The organism is Novosphingobium sp., from assembly GCF_030699305.1.
Lineage (GTDB): Bacteria > Pseudomonadota > Alphaproteobacteria > Sphingomonadales > Sphingomonadaceae > Novosphingobium.
Window position 1 is genome coordinate 52,799 of record NZ_JAUYNB010000025.1, and the last position, 21,181, is coordinate 73,979.

The 21,181-nt window shown below is 62.3% G+C and carries 21 protein-coding genes and 1 pseudogene; 9 read left to right on the top strand and 13 right to left on the bottom strand.

What is annotated here, in order from left to right:
- Positions 1-6: 6 nt before the first annotated feature.
- From Q8Q53_RS10745 to Q8Q53_RS10785, 9 genes are read right to left on the bottom strand one after another with little or no spacing between them, the layout of a single operon-like run.
- Positions 7-1,614, bottom strand: a complete 1,608-nt coding sequence (locus tag Q8Q53_RS10745) for an NAD(P)/FAD-dependent oxidoreductase (protein ID WP_305701770.1) — start codon at positions 1,612-1,614, stop codon at positions 7-9.
- Positions 1,611-3,224, bottom strand: a complete 1,614-nt coding sequence (locus tag Q8Q53_RS10750) for an acyl-CoA synthetase (protein ID WP_305701771.1) — start codon at positions 3,222-3,224, stop codon at positions 1,611-1,613. The genes Q8Q53_RS10745 and Q8Q53_RS10750 overlap by 4 nt, the downstream gene beginning before the upstream one ends.
- A 21-nt stretch (positions 3,225-3,245) precedes the next feature.
- A complete protein-coding gene (locus Q8Q53_RS10755) occupies positions 3,246-4,340 on the bottom strand; it encodes an acyl-CoA dehydrogenase family protein (RefSeq protein WP_305701772.1) in 1,095 nt (364 codons plus the stop codon).
- Entirely contained in the window at positions 4,340-5,563 is a 1,224-nt protein-coding gene (locus Q8Q53_RS10760) for an acyl-CoA dehydrogenase family protein (protein ID WP_305701773.1), read from the bottom strand. Before Q8Q53_RS10760 ends, Q8Q53_RS10755 begins: the two co-directional genes overlap by 1 nt.
- A 14-nt stretch (positions 5,564-5,577) precedes the next feature.
- Positions 5,578-6,027, bottom strand: coding sequence for a Zn-ribbon domain-containing OB-fold protein (locus tag Q8Q53_RS10765; protein WP_305701774.1), 450 nt, complete (start codon positions 6,025-6,027; stop codon positions 5,578-5,580).
- Positions 6,027-7,199: a transporter gene (locus Q8Q53_RS10770; RefSeq protein ID WP_122129252.1), complete on the bottom strand. Its 1,173-nt coding sequence runs from the start codon at positions 7,197-7,199 to the stop codon at positions 6,027-6,029. Before Q8Q53_RS10770 ends, Q8Q53_RS10765 begins: the two co-directional genes overlap by 1 nt.
- Positions 7,196-7,993, bottom strand: coding sequence for a Coq4 family protein (locus Q8Q53_RS10775; protein WP_305701775.1), 798 nt, complete (start codon positions 7,991-7,993; stop codon positions 7,196-7,198). The genes Q8Q53_RS10770 and Q8Q53_RS10775 overlap by 4 nt, the downstream gene beginning before the upstream one ends.
- A 15-nt stretch (positions 7,994-8,008) precedes the next feature.
- Entirely contained in the window at positions 8,009-9,148 is a 1,140-nt protein-coding gene (locus Q8Q53_RS10780; protein WP_305701776.1) for a nitronate monooxygenase family protein, read from the bottom strand.
- A gap of 22 nt (positions 9,149-9,170) precedes the next feature.
- Positions 9,171-9,938 (bottom strand): FadR/GntR family transcriptional regulator, encoded by a 768-nt coding sequence (locus tag Q8Q53_RS10785; protein ID WP_305701777.1) that lies wholly within the window; start codon positions 9,936-9,938, stop codon positions 9,171-9,173.
- Between the two features lie 421 nt (positions 9,939-10,359).
- Between Q8Q53_RS10785 and Q8Q53_RS10790 the strand changes: the two genes are divergently transcribed.
- Genes Q8Q53_RS10790 through Q8Q53_RS10805 form a run of 4 tightly spaced genes read left to right on the top strand, consistent with a single transcriptional unit; the run spans position 10,360 to position 13,035 of the window.
- Positions 10,360-11,418 carry a cytochrome P450 gene (locus Q8Q53_RS10790; RefSeq protein ID WP_305701778.1) on the top strand — a complete coding sequence of 353 codons (1,059 nt, stop codon included), beginning with the start codon at positions 10,360-10,362 and terminating at the stop codon, positions 11,416-11,418.
- 33 nt (positions 11,419-11,451) lie between these two features.
- Positions 11,452-11,778, top strand: a complete 327-nt coding sequence (locus Q8Q53_RS10795; protein WP_100868275.1) for a 2Fe-2S iron-sulfur cluster-binding protein — start codon at positions 11,452-11,454, stop codon at positions 11,776-11,778.
- 16 nt (positions 11,779-11,794) lie between these two features.
- Positions 11,795-12,646 (top strand): alpha/beta fold hydrolase, encoded by an 852-nt coding sequence (locus Q8Q53_RS10800; RefSeq protein ID WP_305701779.1) that lies wholly within the window; start codon positions 11,795-11,797, stop codon positions 12,644-12,646.
- Positions 12,643-13,035, top strand: a complete 393-nt coding sequence (locus tag Q8Q53_RS10805; RefSeq protein WP_169495422.1) for a PaaI family thioesterase — start codon at positions 12,643-12,645, stop codon at positions 13,033-13,035. The genes Q8Q53_RS10800 and Q8Q53_RS10805 overlap by 4 nt, the downstream gene beginning before the upstream one ends.
- A gap of 28 nt (positions 13,036-13,063) precedes the next feature.
- On the opposite strand, the gene Q8Q53_RS10810 is transcribed toward Q8Q53_RS10805, so the two are convergent.
- A complete protein-coding gene (locus Q8Q53_RS10810) occupies positions 13,064-13,528 on the bottom strand; it encodes a MarR family winged helix-turn-helix transcriptional regulator (RefSeq protein WP_305701780.1) in 465 nt (154 codons plus the stop codon).
- Between the two features lie 92 nt (positions 13,529-13,620).
- Between Q8Q53_RS10810 and Q8Q53_RS10815 the strand changes: the two genes are divergently transcribed.
- The 4 genes from Q8Q53_RS10815 to Q8Q53_RS10830 all read left to right on the top strand — a co-directional run bounded on the left by Q8Q53_RS10815 (position 13,621) and on the right by Q8Q53_RS10830 (position 19,064).
- Positions 13,621-15,108 (top strand): efflux transporter outer membrane subunit, encoded by a 1,488-nt coding sequence (locus Q8Q53_RS10815; protein ID WP_371136543.1) that lies wholly within the window; start codon positions 13,621-13,623, stop codon positions 15,106-15,108.
- Positions 15,105-16,250: an EmrA/EmrK family multidrug efflux transporter periplasmic adaptor subunit gene (locus tag Q8Q53_RS10820; protein WP_305701781.1), complete on the top strand. Its 1,146-nt coding sequence runs from the start codon at positions 15,105-15,107 to the stop codon at positions 16,248-16,250. The genes Q8Q53_RS10815 and Q8Q53_RS10820 overlap by 4 nt, the downstream gene beginning before the upstream one ends.
- A 6-nt stretch (positions 16,251-16,256) precedes the next feature.
- Positions 16,257-17,786 carry a DHA2 family efflux MFS transporter permease subunit gene (locus tag Q8Q53_RS10825; RefSeq protein ID WP_305701782.1) on the top strand — a complete coding sequence of 510 codons (1,530 nt, stop codon included), beginning with the start codon at positions 16,257-16,259 and terminating at the stop codon, positions 17,784-17,786.
- Between the two features lie 384 nt (positions 17,787-18,170).
- On the top strand, positions 18,171-19,064 hold the full coding sequence (locus Q8Q53_RS10830) for a lytic transglycosylase domain-containing protein (protein ID WP_305701783.1): 894 nt from the start codon (positions 18,171-18,173) through the stop codon (positions 19,062-19,064).
- On the opposite strand, the gene Q8Q53_RS10835 is transcribed toward Q8Q53_RS10830, so the two are convergent.
- Positions 19,031-19,306 (bottom strand): hypothetical protein, encoded by a 276-nt coding sequence (locus tag Q8Q53_RS10835; RefSeq protein WP_305701784.1) that lies wholly within the window; start codon positions 19,304-19,306, stop codon positions 19,031-19,033. The genes Q8Q53_RS10830 and Q8Q53_RS10835 overlap by 34 nt on opposite strands.
- 16 nt (positions 19,307-19,322) lie before the next feature.
- A complete protein-coding gene (locus Q8Q53_RS10840) occupies positions 19,323-19,799 on the bottom strand; it encodes a hypothetical protein (protein ID WP_305701785.1) in 477 nt (158 codons plus the stop codon).
- Between the two features lie 37 nt (positions 19,800-19,836).
- Here Q8Q53_RS10840 and Q8Q53_RS10845 point away from each other — a divergent pair.
- A protein-coding gene (locus Q8Q53_RS10845; RefSeq protein ID WP_305701786.1) for an IS3 family transposase occupies positions 19,837-21,008 on the top strand; the annotation gives its coding sequence in 2 pieces (ribosomal slippage) (positions 19,837-20,089 and positions 20,089-21,008; 1,173 coding nt in all).
- Between the two features lie 24 nt (positions 21,009-21,032).
- On the opposite strand, the pseudogene Q8Q53_RS10850 reads toward Q8Q53_RS10845, so the two are convergent.
- A pseudogene (locus tag Q8Q53_RS10850) lies at positions 21,033-21,181 on the bottom strand (IS5/IS1182 family transposase); the annotation flags it as partial.

The following is a 21,181-nucleotide window of genomic DNA, read 5'->3' on the forward strand; positions in this document are numbered from 1 at the left end:
GAATGTTCAAGAAACGAGACTGAAGCCGCGATAGCCATTTGCGGCAACGTCGGCACAGATCTGGGCGTAGGTTGATACGCTCGGGAAGTTGATCAGCTGGCGCTTCTTGCCTGGAATGTTATCGCCCATGTACCAGGACTTGGCTTTGGGAAAGAGCGTCATCGCGCCGATCTGTTCGACCATTTCGGTCCATTCGCGCTCTGCCGCGGGATCGGGCTCAAACCGCGTGAACCCTTCGTTTCTCAGGTGAACGAGGAAATCCGTTGTCCAGTCACCCTGAAGTTCGGCGGCGGTCGGACCGTTCGAAAATCCGGACGGGCTCAGCGGGCCGTAGTGGAAGAGCATGTTGGGAAATCCGGAAACCGAATTGCCTAGATACGCGCGGACCCCCTCCTTCCACGCTTCGCCAAGGTCAAAGCCTTCGATGCCGCGAACCTTCATGTCAATCAGTCCGCCGCTGCCGGCATCGAAACCCGTGGCGAACACGATGATGTCGCATTCGATCAGGCCGCTCGCGGTCTTGATGCCGGTTGGGACCACGCGCATGATCGGATTGCGCTTGAGTTCGACCAGCGACACGTTTTCCTGCGCGAATATCTCGTAATAGTTCTGCTCAAGCGAGGGACGTTTCGTGCCAAAGGGATGCGGTGGCTCCATTGGCGCCAGCGCCTCTTGCAGGGACGCACTGGCAATCCGCGCACGGACCTTATCGCGCCAGAAATCGTAGGCGAACCGGTTGGCCCGTTCATTGGTCAACTGGTCGGAGAAGTTGTTGTACCAAAACCTCAGGCCGCCGGCTTGCCATAACCGTTCGAAGGTCGCCGTGCGCTCCGCGTCATCGACGTCGAGTGCGCTGACCTCCATTCGATCGGCATCGAAACCGCCGTTCGAATGCGCCCGCGCCGCGAACAGGGTGGGGTAGCCAGGTTTTTCCCAGGTCTGCTGTTCGATGCTCAAACTGTGCTGCTGCATCGGCAGAGCCAGGATCGGAGTACGCTGGAACAGAGTCAGCTGCGCGGCGTCGCGCGCGGCTTCCTGCGCCACCTGCACGCCGCTCGCCCCGGTTCCGATGATCGCTACCCGCTTTCCGGCAAACGAAAGGCCGCCCTGCGGCCAGTGCGCGGTGTGGTGCTGTTCGCCTTCGAAGGTCTCCAAGCCAGCAATGTCCGGGGTATAGGATTTGGCCGCGAAGCCTGCGCACGGCAGCAGGAACCGGGCGCTGATCTGCTCTCCTTGCGTGGTATCTATGCGCCAGACATTGCTGTTAGCGTCGAAGTGGGCTCCCGACACACGCGTTCCCATCGCCATGGCGGGCCACAGATTCAGTTTGTCGCAAACGTAGCGAAAGTATTTTCGCAATTCGCCGCCGCCCGGGAACCGTTCGCTCCAAGTCCAGTCCTGCCACAATTCGGGCAGCGAGAATTCGTAAATTGGAACGTGCGAATCGACCCGGGCACCAGGATAGCAGTTCCAGTACCAGATACCGCCGGGTTCAGCTGCGGCGTCGATCAGCCTGACCCGGAACCCGGCCTGACGCAGCCGGTGGAGCAGGTAGACGCCGCTAAAGCCCGCGCCGATGATCAGCGCATCGTAATTCGGATCAGGTGCGCTCACTGCGCGTGGCTCAGCTTGGCAGCAAGCTCTGCCGCGCTCTTGTAGTCCGCCTTTCCGTTCGGCGCACGTAGCGCCATCGCGGTTGCGAAAACCGCCTTGGGAGTCTTGTAACCCGCCAGCTTGCTGCGGACGTGCTCCTTGACAGCCGATTCATCGAACGTCGTGCCAGAGGCGAGGTAAACCACCGCAGTTACTGCTTGCCCCCATTTGTCATCGGGCACACCTACAACAAGCGCATCCTCGATTGCCGGATGGGTCTTGAGTACTTCCTCGACCTCTTCGGGATAGACCTTTTCACCAGCGGTATTGATGCAGATGCTACCCCGCCCAAGCAAGGTTAAGCTGCCATCCATTTCGACCGTGCACCAATCCCCAGGGATCGAGTAGCGAACTCCGTTGATGGTCTTGAAGGTTCGTGCCGATTTTTCGGGATCCTTGTAGTAGGCCAGCGGGATCGGACCCTTGAGGGCAATGAAGCCCGGTACGCCAGTCCCCGGATGGACCAGCTTGTCGTTCTCGTCGAACACGTCGCAAGAGCTGCCAATGGTGAACTTTGCGGTCTCCGTGGTCCCTGCGGCAGTTGTGACCGAACGACCGAAGCCAAGTCCCTCCGAAGCCCCGAAGCTGTCCATCAGGGCAACTTGCGGAATGTGCCGGATCAGGCCCTGCTTGACCTCCTTGCTCCACATCACACCTGACGAGACGATGGTTATCAGGCTAGACGTTTCGAACCGGCCCTGATTGTCATCCAGGGCCTTGAGCATCGGCTTGGCAAACGCGTCGCCGACGATCGCGATCGACTGCACCTTGTTTCGTTCGACCGCTTCCCAGAGTTCGACCGGATCAAGTGATATATTATCGAGAGTGACAAGGCATCCACCCGAGGCGAGCGTTCCGATCGCGGTGATGAAGCCGGTTCCGTGCATCATCGGGCAAGCCGGCAAAGTCATCCGCCCGGGGCCCTCGGCGCGGATCATGGCGACGGCTTCGTCAAGGCTTTCCGGTACAGGCGCGAGTAAGCGCTGCGCATCGAGTTGAGCTTCGCGCATATCGGTGTGGCGCCAAACCACGCCCTTTGGCATTCCGGTCGTCCCGCCGGTGTATATGAACAGTTCGTCATGCGGCGATCGCTCGATCCCCAGCGGCGATCCATCCCCCGCAGCGGCAAGGTCCTCATAGGCCAGCGAAAAGGATGCCTTTGCAGCCGCGTCGCCGATTTCTACGAAGACCTTGGCCTTGGCCAACCGGTCTTTCAATTCGACGATGCAATCGCGAAACTCGGCGCAGTAGAAAATGGCTTCGCTGTCCGAATCGTCGAAGATGTAGAACACCTCTTCAGGGCGGTAGCGATAGTTGATGTTCACATGAGTGAACCGGCCCTTGAAGCAGGCTGCCATCAATTCGCCGTATTCGGGGCGGTTGCGCATATAGAACGCGACCTTGGTTCCGGGCGAAATGCCGTTCGCCGTAAGGAAGCGCGCGATATTGTTCGACCGCGCGCCCATTTCAGCCCAGGTGACGACGCGCGTGCCGTGGATCAAGGCCGGTGTGTCTGCCGGAAGGGCGGGCTCGACCGCGTCTAGTATGTCGCCAAGATTCCACTGCGCCATTGGAACTGTCCTCTCGCTTTGTCAGTCCGCTCTTGCGGTCCAGCCTTGCAGCATCGCCGCCTCTTCACGGACCGCTTCAGGGCCGCCTAGAACCTGTCGGTCAAAGCCGATGCGCTTGAACCAGTAATGCAGCCCCAAAAGGTCGGTGAAACCCATCCCGCCATGCACCTCGATCGCGGCCCGGGCGACGAAGCGGCCGACCTCGCCGGTGTGCGACTTGGCGTGACAGGCGACCAGTTCCGCTTCGGCTGGGACCGCATCGAAGGCATGGCCTGCGTACCAGACCAGCGACCGGCACGGCTCGATTTTCGCGGCCATTTCGGCGCACATGTGCTTGACCGCCTGGAAGCTGCCGATCACTCGGCCGAACTGTTCGCGCTGCCCGGCATAGACTACCGCCTGGGCGATCATCGCATCAGCTCCGCCCAGGCTATCCGCCGCGAGGAGGATGCGACCCGCAGCGATCACCCGTCGCGCCACCGCCCCGCCATCATCGACCAATCCTTCCGCTGGAGTCGAGGCCAGCCGCAGTTCGCCCACCGCGCGCGTCGCGTCGATCGTCTTGAGAGCAATCAGTTCCAACCCCTCGGCCTGTGCCGATACGATATGCAGCCGCCCAAATTCATCGGCGACCAGAAAATGATCGGCGTCCTCGCAATCGAGCACGAACAGTGCCGCGCCTGTCAGCTTGCCGCCGGTGCAGCGCAGGCCCGAACCATCACGGCTGCTGATCAGTTCTTGTACCCCAACGCCGAAACTCACCTCGCCCGAAGCAATCCGTGGAAGCCATTGCTCTTTCTGCGCCTCGGTACCGGCCTCGATCAGGGCGAGCGGCGCCATCACATAGCGGCCAGCAAACGGCACCGGGGCCACAGCCTCACCCATTGCGGTCGCGACGATCGCCGCATCGAGCATCCCCATGCCCAGGCCGCCATATGTCACTGGCACCACCAGTCCGGGCAGTCCCATCTCGGCAAGTGCGGCCTGGGTTTGCGCGCTCACTGCGCTGCCTCCCTCTGCAACCTGGCGGACCTGATCCAGCGAGCAGAGCTCGCGCAACAGGCGTGTGACGCTTTCAGCCAGCATCTGCTGCTCTTGCGAAAGTCCGAAGTCCATCACTGCCCTCCTTGTGCGGACGGTCTTTTGGGCAGGTCCAGACGTGGTTCGCGTGGCATGTTGAGACCGCGCTCCGAGATGATGTTCTTCTGGATCTGCGCGGTGCCGCCGCCAATGATCAGGCCCAGCTGAAACATGTAATTCCACTGCCAGCTGCCGTTTGCGCGTTCGTGGGCGCTGCCGTGATAGAGAATTCCCAGTTCGCCCAGTGCGTCAATCGCCAGAGCAGAAATCTGGTGCGCCAGTTCGCAGGCCTGGAGCTTGACGATCAGCTTGGCCATTCCGCCCGGCTCGCCCTTAATCTGGTTCGAGAGGATCCGCATCCCGTTGTACTTCATCGCCGCAACTTCCGCCTGGAGCGCAACGAGCCGGTCGCGGAAGGCCGGAAGGTCGATCAAGCGCGCGCCGCCGAGTTGTTCCGCCTTCATTAGCTGGATCAGGCCGACTAGCCGGTTTTCGAGCGCGTCGGGATCGCCCAGCATCCCGCGCTCATGCCCGAGCGTGGCGTTGGCGACGAACCAGCCCTGCCCGCGCTGGCCAACGATCTGATCGACCGGGACGCGCACGTCGGTGAAGAAGGTTTCGTTAAATTCGGCATGGCCGGTCATAGTTTTCAGCGGGTGCACCTCGATCCCGGGCGTGCTCATCGGAAAAATCAGGTAACTGATTCCTTGGTGCTTGGCGGCGTCTCCTTCGGTCCGCACCAGGCAGAAGATCATGTCCGCTTCCTTGGCGGTGCTGGTCCAGATCTTCTGGCCATTGATGACGAATTCACCGTTCTCGACCCGAGCGTTGGTCTTGAGACTTGCCAGGTCCGATCCCGATCCGGGTTCGGAATAGCCCTGGCACCACACCACTTCGCCCGCCAGCGTCGGCTGGATCCAGCGGCGTTTCTGTTCTTCGGTGCCAAGTTCTAGCAAGGTCGGCACCAGCATCGAAATGCCCTGATTGGCGAGTCCGCCGGGCACACCGGCGCGCGCAAACTCCTCGGCGATGATCCGGGACTTGAGAATGTCGGGCTCGGCCCCGAACCCGCCGTATTCGCGCGGAATGGTGCGCGCGGTGTAGCCATGCTCGATCAGCAGCTTCTGCCAGGCCACGCCTTCTTTCGACGGGCGGGCCGCACGACCGGCATTCTTTGGTGCGAGATGGCGATTGACGGCGATGAAGTCGCGCACCTCTTCGCGGAACGTCTCATACTCGGGGCCATAACTCAGGTCCATTGCACAGCGTCCTTTCAGGCCGGCCGGAAGACGGGCAAGCGAAAGTCTTCCCCGATGGTTTCGAACGCGAGTGCCACCGGCAGGTCGAGCCGGACAGCGTCGATCGGGCAATCGATCAGCCGGGTGGCCATGCGGACCCCCTCGACGAGCTCGACCACTGCGGCGACATAGGGAATGTCCGCCGCGAAGGCGGGGTGCAGCGCCTGATGCACCACGGTCCACGAAAACACCGTGCCCTTGCCCGAGCTTTGTTCCCACGCAAAGTCAGGCGAGCCGCAACGCGCGCACATGTAGCGCGGCAAGTGCCGCCACGAACCGCAACCCCCGCATTTCTGGAAGTAGAGGTGCCCATCCTGGCACCGCTTCCAGAATTCCTGCTCGACCGGGTCTTGCGGGCGAGGCCGCGGCTTGGCCGGCGCAGCGGCGGCCGCGGCGCGCGCCTTGGGAGAAAGATCTTCGTCCATCAGCCAAACCTCCGCAAGATGGCAACACTGCCGTCACCCAGATCGCCCCAGCCGGTGACCAGCCCGGTCTGCGCCCCTTCGACCTGCCGCTCGCCGCAATCGTGCCGCAGCTGGCGCACCGCTTCGACCACGTGGTTGAGCCCCCAGACGTGGGCTTCGCTGAGCAGGCCGCCGTGCGTGTTGAGCGGAAAGTTCCCGCCAAGCTCGATCTGGCCATCCTTGACGAAATCGAGCGCGCCGCCCGGCTCGCAATAGCCCATCGCCTCAAGCTGGAGCAGCACCACGTAGGTAAAGCAATCGTAGACCTGGAGGAAATCCATGTCGCTACGCGACACCCCGGCCATCTCGAAAGCCTTGGGCGCGGCATAGGACAGGCCGATCTTGAACGGATCGGGCCGGGACGGAATATCATCGGCGGGATAAGGATGGCCTTCGGCAGCGCCCGCGATCGTCACCGGAACGTGCCGCAGGTCGCGCGCGCGATCGAGCCGTGAGACCACCACCGCACAGGCCCCGTCGGTTTCGAGACAGCAATCGTAAAGCCGGAACGGTTCCGAAATCCACCGCGCCGCATGATAGGTCTCACGGTCCAGCGGCTTCCCGTAGGTGAACGCCTTGGGATTGAGCTGGGCGTGCTTGCGGCAAGCCAGGGCGATGGCGGCGGTTGCTTCCGGCCCCACCCCATAAAGCTGTGAATGCCGCATCGCCAGCCAGGCGTACATCTGCACCGGCAGGAATACGCCGTAAGGAATGTAGTAGCCCTGGATGGTGTTGGTCAGGGTGTTCATGTTCATCGACCGGGTCGGCGGCGCGCCCGGTTTGGGCCGCAGCGCCGAAAAGCCGTTCCAACCCAGCGTGACCAGCACGTGATCGCACAGCCCGGCGGATATCGCCATCGCGGCGTTCTGCAGCGCGGTGGTCGGGCTGGCGCCGCCCATGTGCACCGTCGCCGCATAGCGCAGCACGTCGATCCCGAGATTGGCGGCCAGCTCCTCGCTCGTGGTATAGATCGGCGGCGGCACCATGCCGTCGATGTCCGAAGGCTTGAGCCCGGCATCGGCAATCGCCTTGCGCGCAGCCTCCAGCATCATGTCGACGGCGGTGCGTTCAGTGCCCTTGACGAAATCAGTCTCGCCAACCCCGGTGATAGCTGTCTTGTCGGAAAAGGTCATGCCGGTTCCAGGTCTCTTTGTCGTTGCATGGCGAGTTCGCGGCGGACTTGGAATTCGACCTCGATCCGCTTGGACTCGGGTTCGGCCCTTCTGTATCGCAGCGCGGGAGCCAAACTGAGCGACGCGCGAACCTCTTCGAGCGGACGATCCAGCAGTTCTTCCCACTGTATCTCGGGAAAGTTCTTGGCCGCACGCCCGCGCCGCCAAGCCTCGATCATCGGGCCCAGTACCGGTAATCCGGGATGCTCACGTCTTGATTTGAGCAGTCCGAGCAGCAGCAGAAAGCCGATGCCGTGGTTGTGGAACTGGGCGTTGCCAAAGGTCAGCACGCAAATTTCGCCCAGCCCATCTCGCCCGTAACCGGTGACAACGTGATAGAGATCGTGCGAATCCCTGATCCGGTTGCGGAACAGGGCAACATCTGGGTCGATGAAGGACCGGACACCACCCTCCTCGCTCGCCTCAACCAGGCCTTCAGCGCTCAGGCCTTCGCCATAGACAAAGGCCAGATATTGCTGTCCCAGGCTCCCCTTCGGGCAGCGCGCCAACCGTTCGCGGTCGCGCAGGCGATCGAGCAGATTGCTACGGCAGGCCAGGATGCGCCTCCCGCCTTCGGATCCCGCAAACCGCCTGAAATGGCGATAATAGCTGTTTCCAGCCAAGGCCTCGACAATCCTGAATACCTGTGCGGTATCTTCCTTGTCGCGGAGCAGGATCTTCATCGCCGAGAGCGCCTCTCCCGGGCGGATCCTGCGCTTCAGTTCTTGTCCCTGCATCTTCGCCTCGCTTGCCATTTCGATGCGGCCAAATCACCCAAACCGCTTGGCTCCGGCCAACGCCCGCTCGGCATCGGAAACCAGATCGCGCATCACCTCGGCAGCGGGGCGCACCGCCTTGATCAGCCCAATGCCCTGCCCGGCAAACCCGGGGAGCACATCCATGCGTTTGTCGCGGATCGCTGCAGCCATGACCGGGCCGGCAATCATCGATTGGTAGGGCATGGGGAGCGGCTCCTTGCCCGCTTCGATCCAGGCATTGGCCCACTTGTTGGCGATCATCCGGGCCGGTTTGCCAGTGATCGAGCGACTGACCACAGTGTCGCCATCGCCGCCTTCGGCTATGGCCTGTTTCTGGAAGTCCTCGATTCCAGCCTCTTCGGTCGCCAAGAAGGCCGTTCCCACCCAGGCGCCCTCGGCGCCCAGCATGAAGGCCGCTGCAACACCCCGCCCGTCGCTTATGCCACCGGCACCCAGCACAGGAACCCGGTCGCCCACGGCGTCGACCACCTGCGGGATCAGCGAAATCGTCCCGATCGGCGAATTGTGACCGCCGCCGTCGTGGCCCTGCGCGACGATCATGTCGATCCCGGACTCGACCACCTGTATGGCGTGTTTGACTTTGCCGACCACCGCCATCACTACCGTGCCGTTGGCGTGCAAGCGGTCCATCCACGGACCGGGATTTCCCAGTCCCGCCGCATAGACAGGCACCTTTTCCTCGATCACCACTTCCATCTGCGCTTCGAAGAATTCTTTTGAGAACAGCGGCGGACCGCCTTCGCTTTCCGCCCCGGCTGCGGCGCGCATTGCCGCGGCGGCATCGACTTCGCCCAGCCCTTCGCGGGCCATGAAGTCGCGCGCGAATTGTTGATACTCGCCGAACACCGCCATCGGATCCGTAGGAGCCGCCCCGGCTTCCGGTGCCTTGCCCCGGCGCACCGAAGCGGGCAGCAAAGTATCGACCCCGAATGGCTTGTCGGTCAGCGCGCGGGTTTCCCGGATCCAGCTGCGCAGCCGTTCAGGCGAGCAGGCCGCCGCGCCCAGAACGCCCAGCCCGCCGGCGTTGGATACCGCCGCGGCCAGCCTTGGCACGCTGGCGCCGCCCATGCCGGCCAGCAGGATCGGATGCTCGATCTTGAGCATTCCGCAGATTCGACTGTTCAGTGCCATTGTCCTCTCCAAAAGTTCTGGGCTAGCCCGGGTCTCCCCACCTGACCTTTTGCGTAACGAGCTCGGGGCTGCGGGCCGCCAGATATTCCGACGATCCCTTGACGAGCCGCTCCATGTGCCGGCGCGCACCATCGGCATCACGCAGGCGCAGCGCGTTCAGCACGCGCGCAAGGCAGCGCAATTGGTTGATCCGCTCCTGTGCGGAATAGCCCAATCCCACCGCGAGATCGCGAGTCAGCAAATGCAGTGCCGATGTGAGCAATCCAAACGTCGGGTTGCCGCTGGCCCAACCCAGCAAATCGTGAAAGCGCCGGTTGGTTTCCTCGAATGCAGCGGTATCGCGGTCGCGCTCGAGCTGAGCGTAGCAATCGCCAAGCGCGGCGAGATCGGCGATAGTCGCCCGCAACGCCGCCCTCGCTGCCATATCGGGTGCAATTGCTTCACGCAGTTCGAGCAGGGCCTGCAGATCGGTATCCATGAATTGCAGGATCAACGACAGAGAACTCGCAAAATCGCGGGTCTGGGGCCGCGACACAACTGGCCCGCCTCCGCGACCAAGTTGCAGATGGATCACCCCTTGCAGTTCGAGAAACCTGAGCGCCTCTCGCAAGGTCGCGCGCGCGACTTCATAGCGCGCCAGCATGTCTTCTTCCTGCGGTAGCCGGTCTCCGGCTTCGCGGGCGTTAAGCTGGATATCGGAAACGATGGCTTGCGCGACCTGAAGTGCGAGCTTCGCCTTGGTGGTCGAGGCCGCATTGTGTTTCGGTGAACGAGATAGAGCAAAAGCCATAAAAGCGTATAAGCATTAATTAGCGGGCGTGTCTAGAGCTGTCTTGGAGGCAATGGCAGGCGCACCAGAAATGGGCCAATTGCGGCCATTTGTGGTAGTGAATAGACATTTCCACCGTGACCGGGGTCTTGAGGAAGGCGTTCAAAGATGATAATCTTTATTGACGGCAAGCATCGTTCGGCCTTAGGTGGCGGCATTGAGAAAGGTCTGATTAATGGCGACTGCGGCAAACGAGGACAGAGTCCACTACGATTCCGTCGAGTCTATCCCGCTGGAAGCGATCAACGTTGCGAATCCTTACCTCTTCCAGAATGACACCGTCGGGGAATATTTTACCAGGCTTCGGCGAGAGGATCCGGTCCATTATTGCGCTGCGAGTCGCTTCGGGCCCTATTGGTCGGTAACAAAATTCAACGACATCATGGCGGTGGACACCAATCACAAGGTTTTTTCGTCGGAAGCCAAGCTTGGCGGCATCTCGGTTCAGGACATGCATAGCGTCGAGGGCGCGCTTGAACTCGAAATGTTCATCGCGATGGATCAGCCCAAGCACGACCAGCAGCGCAAGGCGGTAAGCCCGGTGGTTGCACCATCGAACCTGCTTCTGCTTGAGCCGATCATCCGCGAACGGGCGGGCGCGATCCTCGATTCACTGCCGGTCGGCGAGGAGATCGACTGGGTCAAGCTGGTGTCGGTCGAACTTACCACCATGACGCTTGCGACGATCTTCGATTTCCCCTGGGACGAGCGCGCCAAGCTGACCCGCTGGTCGGACGTCACCACCGCGTCACCGGAAACCGGCATCGTCGAATCGTTCGAACAGCGCCGCGAGGAACTCATCCAGTGTGCGATGTATTTCAAGGGCCTGTGGGAGGAACGGATCGACAAGCCCGGCGGCAACGACCTGATCTCGATGATGGCGCATTCGCCCGCAACCCGCGACATGCCGTTCCTCGAATTTCTCGGCAACCTGCTGCTGCTGATTGTCGGCGGCAACGACACCACCCGCAATTCGATCAGTGGCGGGGTCCTGGCGCTCAACCAGAACCCGGGCGAATATCAGAAATTGCGGGACAATCCGGCGCTCGTTTCCAGCATGATTCCCGAGATCATCCGCTGGCAGACACCGCTGACCCACATGCGCCGTACCGCGCTGGAAGACGCCGAAATCGGCGGAAAGCAGATCAGGAAAGGCGACAAGGTGGTGATGTGGTATCTCTCGGGCAACCGCGACGAAACCGTGATCGACCGGGCCGACCAATTCATCATCGATCGCGAAAATCCGCGCCACCACCTCTCCTTCGGGTTCGGCATCCACCGCTGCATGGGCAACCGTCTGGCCGAATTGCAACTGCGCATCATCTGGGAAGAGATCCTCAAGCGCTTTCGCTTCGTCGAAGTTGTTGGCGAGCCGGAGCGGCTGCTGTCCAATCTGGTGCGCGGGATTACCCGGCTGCCGGTGAAACTTCACGCGCACTGAAGGCTTGGCTCGTTACAAATACGGAACTTCCATATGATCAACGTAACTTTTGTTTCCGCCGACGGCACACGTCGGTCGGTTGAAATAGACGAGGGCCTCAGCGCCCGTGAAGCCGCCCTGTTCAACAGTGTACCGGGGATCGATGGCGATTGCGGCGGGGTCTGTGCCTGCGCCACGTGCCATGTCCATGTCGATCAGGCCTGGATGGATCGGGTCGGGCCGCCGGAAGAAGGCGGCATGGAGAGCGATCTGATCCAGTTTGCCGAGGGAACGACCGAAACCAGCCGCCTCGCGTGCCAGATTCCGATGGTCCCCGAACTCGATGGGCTGGTGCTGCATCTGCCCGAGCTTCAGCACTGAGCAAGACGCCATGCACATGACGATTGACGGAAGCGGCGGCATCTCCATCGCGGCAAGCCTTGTCGGCGATGGTCATGGTCGGCCGCCCGTATTACTGGCGCATGGCGGAGGGCAAACCCGGCGCACCTGGCGCAAGACGATGCAGCAATTGGCGCAGCACGGCTTTCGCTCGGTTGCGATCGACATGCGCGGCCATGGCGAGAGCGACTGGGCAGCCCCGGACCAATACCGCTTTGCCGATTTCGGCAAGGATATCCTCGCGGTCTGCGACAAGCTGAACCAGCGGCCGCATGTCATCGGCGCATCGCTTGGCGGATTGGCGGCGCTGGTGGCGGAAGGGGCGGTGCGACCGGGTAGCTTTGCGTCGCTGACGCTGGTCGATGTCACTCCGGATATGGACCCGGAGGGTGTTTCACGAATTGTCGGCTTCATGAACGCCCATGTGGAGCGCGGCTTCGCGTCATACGACGAAGCCGCAGAGGCGATCGCGGACTATATGCCGAACCGCGAGAAGCGCGGCGCCAGCGAGGGCCTGAAGAGCTATCTCCGTCTCGACCCGGACCAGCGTTATCGTTGGCATTGGGATCCCGGCTTTCTGAGCGGGATGACCGGGCGGCGCGAACAGGACTATGCCCAAGCCCAGGCGGCGGCAAGCGTCCTCTCGCTACCGGTCCACCTGGTGCGGGGCGGATCGAGCGACCTGATTTCCATGGAGGCTGCGAAGCGGTTCTGCGCGATGGTGCCTGGCGCGCGCTTCACCGACGTCTCGGGCGCTGGACATATGGTTGTCGGCGACGACAACGACGTGTTCAGCAGGGCCATCATCGAATTCCTCGAAAGCCAGTCCGAACCGGAGACGATTGCATGACGCTGGAAGAGCTCAACCGCGCCCTGCTGGTCGCGCCGTTTCACCGCTGGCTGAACTTGCGGATGGTCGAAGCTGACGCAGAGCACATCCTGATCGAAATGCCATGGCGGGATGAGATGATCTCCAACCCCACGCTCCCGTCGATGCACGGTGGAATTCTCGCCTCGTTGATCGATCTGACGGGATTCTATGCAGTCCTGGCCTCAGGCAACATGTGCAAATCCACAGCCGACCTGAGGGTCGATTACCATCGGGCAGCGAGCCGCCAGACGCTTCATGCCGAAGGGCGCCTGATCAAGGCCGGGAAATCGCTAAGCGTTGCCGACGTGCGCATTCACGACGAGGCCGGGACGCTGGTCGCCAGCGGTCGCGGGGCCTACAATATGTAACGGGCATTGTTGCCAGCCCAAACCGACTTCAGTCCGGGTCTAGACCACTGATATTGGCTGCCATCCTGGAGAGCGTGGAGCGCATTTGGTCGATGTCCTCAAGGGGGACGTTGCGGAGCAATTCCAGATATAGTCGATCGGCGACCTTACGCACCGAGGGGAGGATTTCGATTGCGTTCGGCAAGGGGTGCAAGGTCCAAACCCGCCGGTCTCCCCCGGCCGCGCGACGTTCAGCAAGGCCTGCCGCTTCGAGCTGATCGACGATATGGCCCACTGAAGCCCGTTCGAGATCCAGTTGTCGCGCGAGCATGGTCTGGTTCAAGCCGGGCGTGCGCATGATATACGACAGCGCCCGCCATTGCGGAGTGGTCATGTCGAACGCGGCCATCGAAACCGTAAACATGCGCCTGAGGCGGCGTGGAACCTCCTCGATCTGGAAGATCAGCTCATCCGCTTCGGTAACAAACCGTTCGTGCTGCGCTGCGTCAGTCATGAGACATGTGATAGCGCAACTACGCGATCGTTTGAAGCATTATTGTTGCAAGACAGATTGTAAAAATATTTACTACCTGCTATCGGCGCGCCGTGACCCGATCTACCGAGCAACCAAAACCCAAGTCGAAGACAAGCCGTTCCATGCGCGTGGCTGGCATCGCCCTGCCGTTGGTGCTCGTAGGCTGCGTTGCGGTCCCCGACGCCGGCGTTCGTCCGGCAATGGAGAACGCCGATACAATCGAGGCATCGCAGACCCTCGCCGCGCGCGGCAACACCGTCTGGCCACCCGATCAATGGTGGCGACTGGCGGGCGATGCCCAACTGACTGCGCTGATCGAGGAGGGTCTTGCCAACTCGCCCCAGGTCGCTGTGGCCGTAGCCCGGATCAAGCGGGCCGAATCCGAAGCGCAAAGGGCTGGAGCCGCGCGGCTGCCATCGATCGGGGCGGAAGCGGAGGGCGGTCTGCGGCGTCAAAGCGGTAACAACGGCCTCCCCGCGCAATTCCTGCCCGATGGCTGGAAAGACTACGGTCAGGCCTCGCTGACATTCGGATTCGACCTCGACCTATGGGGTCGCAACCGCGCCGCCCATGCAGCGGCGACCTCGGAGGCCCGCGCGGCGATGGTCGATGCCGCGCAGGCCCGGCTCGTGCTGTCGGTCGCGATCACCGCCGCCTATGCCGAACTGGGCCGATTCTACCGCGAATACGAAAATGCTGCGTCGATACTCGCCAATCGCCGGTCGACGCGAGACCTTGTCGCCCAGCGCCACGGCAGCGGGCTCGACAACCTGGCGAGCTTGCGCCGCGCCGATGCCGAAGTCGCCTTGGCGGAACACGACCTCGCGGCGATCTCCGAGAACATCGGTATCCGCCGCAACCAGCTTGCCGCGCTGGTCGGAGCCGGGCCGGACCGCGGTCAATCGATCACCCGTCCGCCGCTTGCGCCCTCCACTCCGGGCGGTGTTCCGGCGGGCATCAAGACCGATCTGCTCGGTCGACGTCCCGACATCGTCGCGGCGCGCGAGCGGGTCGAGGCGGCGGCAAGCAAGGTAAAGGTCGCGCGAGCCGGGTTCTTTCCTTCGATCAACCTCAGGGCGCTGGTCGGTTTGCAAGCGCTGGGACTCGGCAATCTGGTCGATTCCGGGTCGCTGTTCGGGAGCGCCGGTCCGGCGATTAGCCTGCCGCTTTTTCAAGGCGGCGCCATCAAGGCACAATACAGCGGCGCCTGGGCAGCCTACGACGAGGCAGTCGCGAACTACAACCAGACGGTGGTCACCGCTTTTCAGCAGGTCGCCGATGCAGTCACCCAGCGCGACGCCGCGGACAAACGGCTGGCGGCTGCAAAGGCCGCGCTGACCGCGAGCGAGGACGCCCTGGCTTTGGTGCGTCGCCGCTACGAGGCGGGCCTGTCCAGCTATCTCGACGTACTCGCCAACGAACGCAGCGTCCATGACCTGCGGCTCATGGTGATTGGACTTGAGACATACGAAAGGGGCGCGACGCTGGCGATGATCCGGGCGCTGGGCGGCGGCTTCGATTCCGCCCCCGCTCAACCGGCAGGACAGACAGACCAATGACCGAACCCGCAACCGAAGTGCCAGCGATCGATCCGGAACTCTCCGCTGCGCGCAAGGCAACGCGCAGAACGTGGCTCAAGCGGCTGGCGGTCGCTCTTGGCGTGGTGGGTCTTGCCTGGGCTGCATGGTACCTGCTGGTTACGCGGAATCATGTCGGCACCGATAACGCCTATGTGAACGCGCAGATGGCGCAGGTCACGCCGCTTGTCGCGGGATCGGCCATCGAGGTTCTGGTTGAAGATACGCAGCAGGTGAAGGCCGGGGACGTGCTGGTCCGGCTCGACCAGGCCAATGCGAGGATTGCCGTAGCCCAGGCCCAGGCCGACCTCGCCGCCGCCCGCCGCCGTTTCGGTCAGGCGGTCGCGACCAACGGTGCCCTGTCGGCGCAGATCGACACATCGAGTGCGGCTATTGTCCAGGCTCAGGCGCGTTTGCGCACCGCGCAGGCCGAGTTCGAGAAAGCCCGGATCGATCTTCAGCGCCGCGAGTCCGTGGCCGCCAGCGGCGCAGTCTCGGGCGAGGAAGTAACCCAGGCGCGCAAGGCATATGCCGCCGCGAGCGCTGCACTCGATGCCGCGCGCGGCGGGATTTCGGAAGTTACCTCGGCCCGCCGTGTCGCCCAGGGCCAATTTGCCGCCAACGACGCGCTGGTGCGCGGCGCGAACATTGAGACCGACCCTGCGGTGCTGGCTGCCAAAGCGCGGCTCGAAGCGGCGCTACTGGATCTTGAGCGCACCGAAATCCGGGCACCCGTTTCGGGGGTGGTGAGCCGTCTGCAAATTCAGGTCGGGCAACGACTGAACCCGGGACAGATCATCATGACCATCGTCCCGGTCGACAAGCTCTATGTCGATGCGAACTTCAGGGAGAGCCAGTTGGGCCGCGTCCGTATCGGCATGCCCGTTACCCTGACCTCGGACCTTTACGGTGGCGACATCGTCTATCATGGCAAGATCACCGGCTTTGCTGGCGGAACCGGATCGTCGATGGCGGTTATTCCGGCCCAGAACGCCACTGGCAACTGGATCAAGACCGTCCAGCGTCTGCCGGTGCGGATCGAACTCGATCCTGCCGAACTGCGGAAACATCCCTTGCGCGTCGGGCTGTCGATGGAAGTCGAGATCGATGTTTCTCGAAGGTAAGGCACGATGAGTAGCGCCAAACCCGAAAGCGCTGGCATTGCCCCGTCGCGGCAATTGGCCGCCGGGCTGGTGCTGGCGCTGGCCAATTTCATGGTCATTCTCGACCTGACCATCGCCAATGTCTCGATCCCGCATGTCGCTGGCAGCCTCGGGATCACGCTTGAGCAAGGGGCCTGGATCATCACCTCTTACGCGGTAGCTGAAGCGATCTGCGTTCCCTTGACCGGGTGGATCGCGGGACGTTTCGGTTCGGTGCGCACCTTCGTCGTCAGCATGGTCGGCTTCGGCATTCTTTCCTTCTTGTGCGGTATTTCCGTCACAATGGGGATGCTGGTCGCGTGCCGGATCGGCCAGGGGATCTTCGGCGCGTTCCTGATGCCCCTGTCGCAGACGCTTCTCCTGAAGGTCTTTCCGCCGGAAATGCGCAACATGGCTTTGGGCATGTGGGCTGTCACACTGTTGATGGGGCCAGCTCTTGGCCCGATGATCGGAGGCTACCTTACCGAGAACTACAGCTGGCACTGGATATTCCTGATCAACGTGCCCGTTGCGATCCTTTGTATTGGCGTGGGTATCGTGTTGCTGAAGCCCGTCGAAACCGATCGGCAGACCCAGCCCATCGATTTCATCGGACTCTCCCTGCTGGTCCTTTGGGTGGGTTGCCTGCAACTCGTGCTGGACCTTGGCCGCAACCATGACTGGTTCGCCGACCCGATGATCGTCGCGCTCTCGATCACCTCCTTTGTCTGTCTTCTGCTCTTCGTTATCTGGGAGCTAGGCGAAGATCATCCGATCGTCGATTTGCGGGTGTTCAGACACCGGGGGTTCAGCGTCAGCCTGACAGTGCTGTCGCTCGCATTTGCTGGCTATTTCGCGGGTTTTGTCATTGTCCCCCAGTGGCAACAGGCCTGGCTCGGCTTCCCGGCGACTTCAGCGGGATTGTCGTCATCTTTCTCCGCCACCGGCGCACTGTTTACAGCGCCACTGGCGGCCTTCTTGATGAGTCGCCTCGACCCTCGCCTGCTGGTCTCGGGCGGCATCGCCTGGATTGCGGCGATGACGCTCGTCCGAACGACCTGGACGACAGACGCCGATTTCTGGACTCTCAGCATTCCGCAGTTGGTTCAGGGATTGGGGGTGACCTTCATGATGCTTCCGCTCATGTCGCTGACCCTCAACACCGTCGATGACAATGAGGTGGCGTCGGCTGCCGGCCTTCAGAGCTTTATGCGGACCATCGCAACGGCGGTAGCGACCTCGATGACGCTCTCCTACTGGGGCGACACGCAGCGCCTGGCGCGGAGCGATGCCGTCGGAGCGATGCAACCGGAAGCCGTGCAGGATAGCCTGGCGGGACTCGGGTTTCCGTCCGATCAGGTGCGGCAGGTGCTCAGCAACATGGTCGATCTGGAGGCGACAACCCTGGCGCTCATCCACACCTTCTGGGCAACCAGCGCCATCCTGCTCTTCGCCGCCGCCCTCATCTGGTTGGCCCCGCGCCCGTCGAGATCGGGCGGGATGCCGTTGGGGCACTGATGCCGCGCGTGGCTGCAATGTTTCCCGCCCGAGGGTCGTCTCCAGAGCCGAGGGAAGGCAGCCCCAAGGCGAGCCGAAAGAGCTGCGTTCTAAGTACGCCAATCGTGCAAGAGCGCGATGTCGATTGTATCAAGGCAAGCAGCCGTCAATTTGGAGACTTTCGCGACCCCGTCCTGCTAACGTATAGAGGCAGCATGCTTGGCTATTATGCGGCTTCTGATTGCAGTTCGCACAGCCAAACCGGTTATTTATGGGCCGTAGTCGTAGATTTCTATTGCGTAGTGAGTCCTTGGCCTGTCGGCTGGATTGACAGCGGCAAAGGGGCGCGCCTAAATTGGGTTTCGCGCAACCTCATCTGCATAGCACGCCATCGAAAGGCGTGACGTGAAGCGTTTCATAATTTTTGCAGCCACCGCTGTGCTCGGGCTTCAGTCCCATGCACGTGAAGCGGCCGTCGAGGATTTCTCCCAGCTCAGGCTGAAAGGCGGTAATGCAGCTGATCCAAGCCCCTTAGAGCTTCCCCCCGAGCCTGTAGCAGACGTGGCCAGCGCAATGTTTGCGCATTTCTCAAGAGCCGGTCAGCGAGCTTTCAACTCGCGGGGCTTGGGCACTGGCGCAGACCTGCTCAGTCCGCAGTTCATGCCCAACTGGGGCAAATCCGAATTCGCGAGCGCTCAGTCCTACAACGTCAGTGATCGGCAATTCGCCGATTGTGACCGCACAGCCTATTCGATCACTTGGTGGCTTTCGCGCGAAGCAGAAACCCGCCGGGCCCGCTACTTCGGCATCATGGCCTCGATCGCTTGCGAGCACGGCCTCTCCACCAACCTGCTGGATGCGGTGATCTCGCAGGAGTCCGGTTACAGGTCATGGGCGATCAGCAGCGCAGGTGCGATGGGCATGATGCAGATCATGCCCGGAACCGCACGGGTATTGGGCCTCGCGATGCCATTCGACCCCATCGCCAACATGCGCGCTGGCGCCCGGTACCTGCGCCAGCAGATCGACCGTTTCGGCAGGATCGACCTCGCGCTGGCGGCTTACAACGCCGGCCCCGAGCACAAATCCCTGCGCGCTGGATTTATTCCAGCCATCCCGGAAACCCGCCACTACGTGCGCACAATCACCACCAACTGGGCCCGGCTTGCTGCGCGGACCCCTGAACTCGTCACCGCAAACCAGCGCGGTGCGGCGGCGATGCTAGTGGTGCGCGCCTCTCCCTACCGCTCGGTCGAGCTTGTCAGCTACCAGGGATCGAACGCGCCGAACCCGATGTAGTGTGCGTAGAGAACCGCAATCGCGAGGATCGACGGAAAGCCGCAAAGATAGGCGAGCTGGAAGTGAAGCCACATCCGGGGCACCGCGAGCAGCCGGCGCAGCCACGGTCCCGTGGGGAGCACCAGCACGCGGACGCGGATATCATGCAGGGTCTTGATGGCAGCGCAAAAGGCGCAAATCCCCGCCAACAGTCCGACAGCCGCATAGAGCCTGGTCCAGGCCTCAATAACCTCAGGGCTCATGATCGAAGGGGCCGCTTCACACCTGCAAGTCGCGATCATGCTCGAGCACGCGCTCCTGGTGGATGAGCAGCATCTCGTAGGTCTTGTGCAGCGCCAAATGAATGATCGCCGGCCGCAGATCGACATGGATTTCGCCGGAACGGCAGGTGGCAACCTCGTAGTAGAACGCCTTCAACGCCTCGGCAGCAAGAAACACCGATTGCTCGGCATAGGCATCGGGATCCTGGAGCAAGACAACGCTGATCTTGGCGCGGACATGATCGATCGCAAGCTCGGCGAACAGCTGGTCGCGCAAATCCTCGGTAAGGAGCCCGGTCTTGCGGATTATCTTGTGAAGCCGGGTGCGCAGCAGGCCGATGCGATCGGCGAGGTGGCCTAGAGGCAGGTTCTGCCGGGCGAGCTCGGCGGCGATCAGACGCTTGTACTGTTCCTGCTCGCTGAGGCGCGGGCGGTCTTCGGCAAAGGCTGACGTGACCCCCTGATTTTCCTCCAAGCTTGATTAGAGTCCGGCCCATTGGAAGGACGGACAGATGAAGCGAACGAGGTTTACGGAAGAGCAGATCATTGGCGTGCTGAAGGAGGCGGAGGCGGGAGCGAAGACCGCTGATCTGGCTCGGCGGCACGGTGTGTCGGAAGCGACGATCTACAACTGGAAGGCCAAGTATGGCGGGCTCGAGGTATCGGACGCCAAGCGGCTGCGGGCGCTCGAGGACGAGAATGCCAAGCTGAAGCGGCTGCTGGCCGAGGCCATGCTGGACAATGCCGGCCTGAAGGATCTTCTCGCAAAAAATTGGTGACGCCCGCTGCCAAGCGAGAGGCGGTCGCACGTCTCCAGGCATTTCTGGGGATGAGCGAGCGGCGGGCGTGTCGTGTGATCGGCGCTGATCGGAAGAGCATGCGCTACCGGTCGCAGCGGGATGATGATGCCGAGGTTCGATCGAAGCTGCGTGAGCTGGCGCAGCAGCGGCGCCGGTTCGGCTATCGTCGCCTGCATATCCTGCTGAGGCGGGAGGGCATCGTGATCAACCGCAAGAAGACCCAGCGGCTCTACCGGGAAGAGAAGCTGGCGGTTCGGCGTCGGCGTAATCGCCGTCGCGCCATTGGCGCACGGGCTCCAGCCCCAGTTCTGGCGCTGCCCAACCAGCGTTGGAGCTTGGACTTCGTGCATGATCAGCTCGCATCAGGCCGCCGGTTCAGGGTGCTGAACATCGTTGATGACGTGACCCGCGAGTGCCTGCGGGCCGTGCCGGATACCTCGATCTCAGGGCGCAGGCTCGTGCGGGAACTGACCGACCTGATTGCCGAACGCGGCAAGCCCGGCATGATCGTCAGTGACAACGGCACCGAGCTCACCTCCAACGCTGTGCTGGCCTGGTGTGGGGAGGTTGACGTGGCGTGGCATTACATCGCGCCAGGCAAGCCGATGCAGAACGGCTTTGTCGAGAGCTTCAATGGCCGCATGCGCGACGAACTGCTCAACGAGACGCTGTTCCTCAGCATGGACCATGCTCGGGTGCAGATCGCGGCGTGGGTGGAGGACTACAACAACGAGCGACCGCACTCAGCCCTGGGCTACGAAACCCCGGCGGCCTTCGCCGCCGAACTGCATAAGCAATGGCCTGCTTCGCTACGCCCTAAGGGCTCCGCTGCACAGGCCATTGCTTACCCCGCGCTCATGCGCAACAAAGCGGCCCGGCTCTAATCCCAGCTGGTGGAAAGCTGGGGGTCACGTCACATCCAAGCAATATCTTGTGGTCCGGCGGCTGGGCATGCGGATTGCGGCGATGAGCGCCAACGCCGCGGACGAGGCACTTGATGTTTCCCGGCCCCTGGCGCGCCGACCGCATCGTCCGAGCCACGCGAATGTTCGTTCGA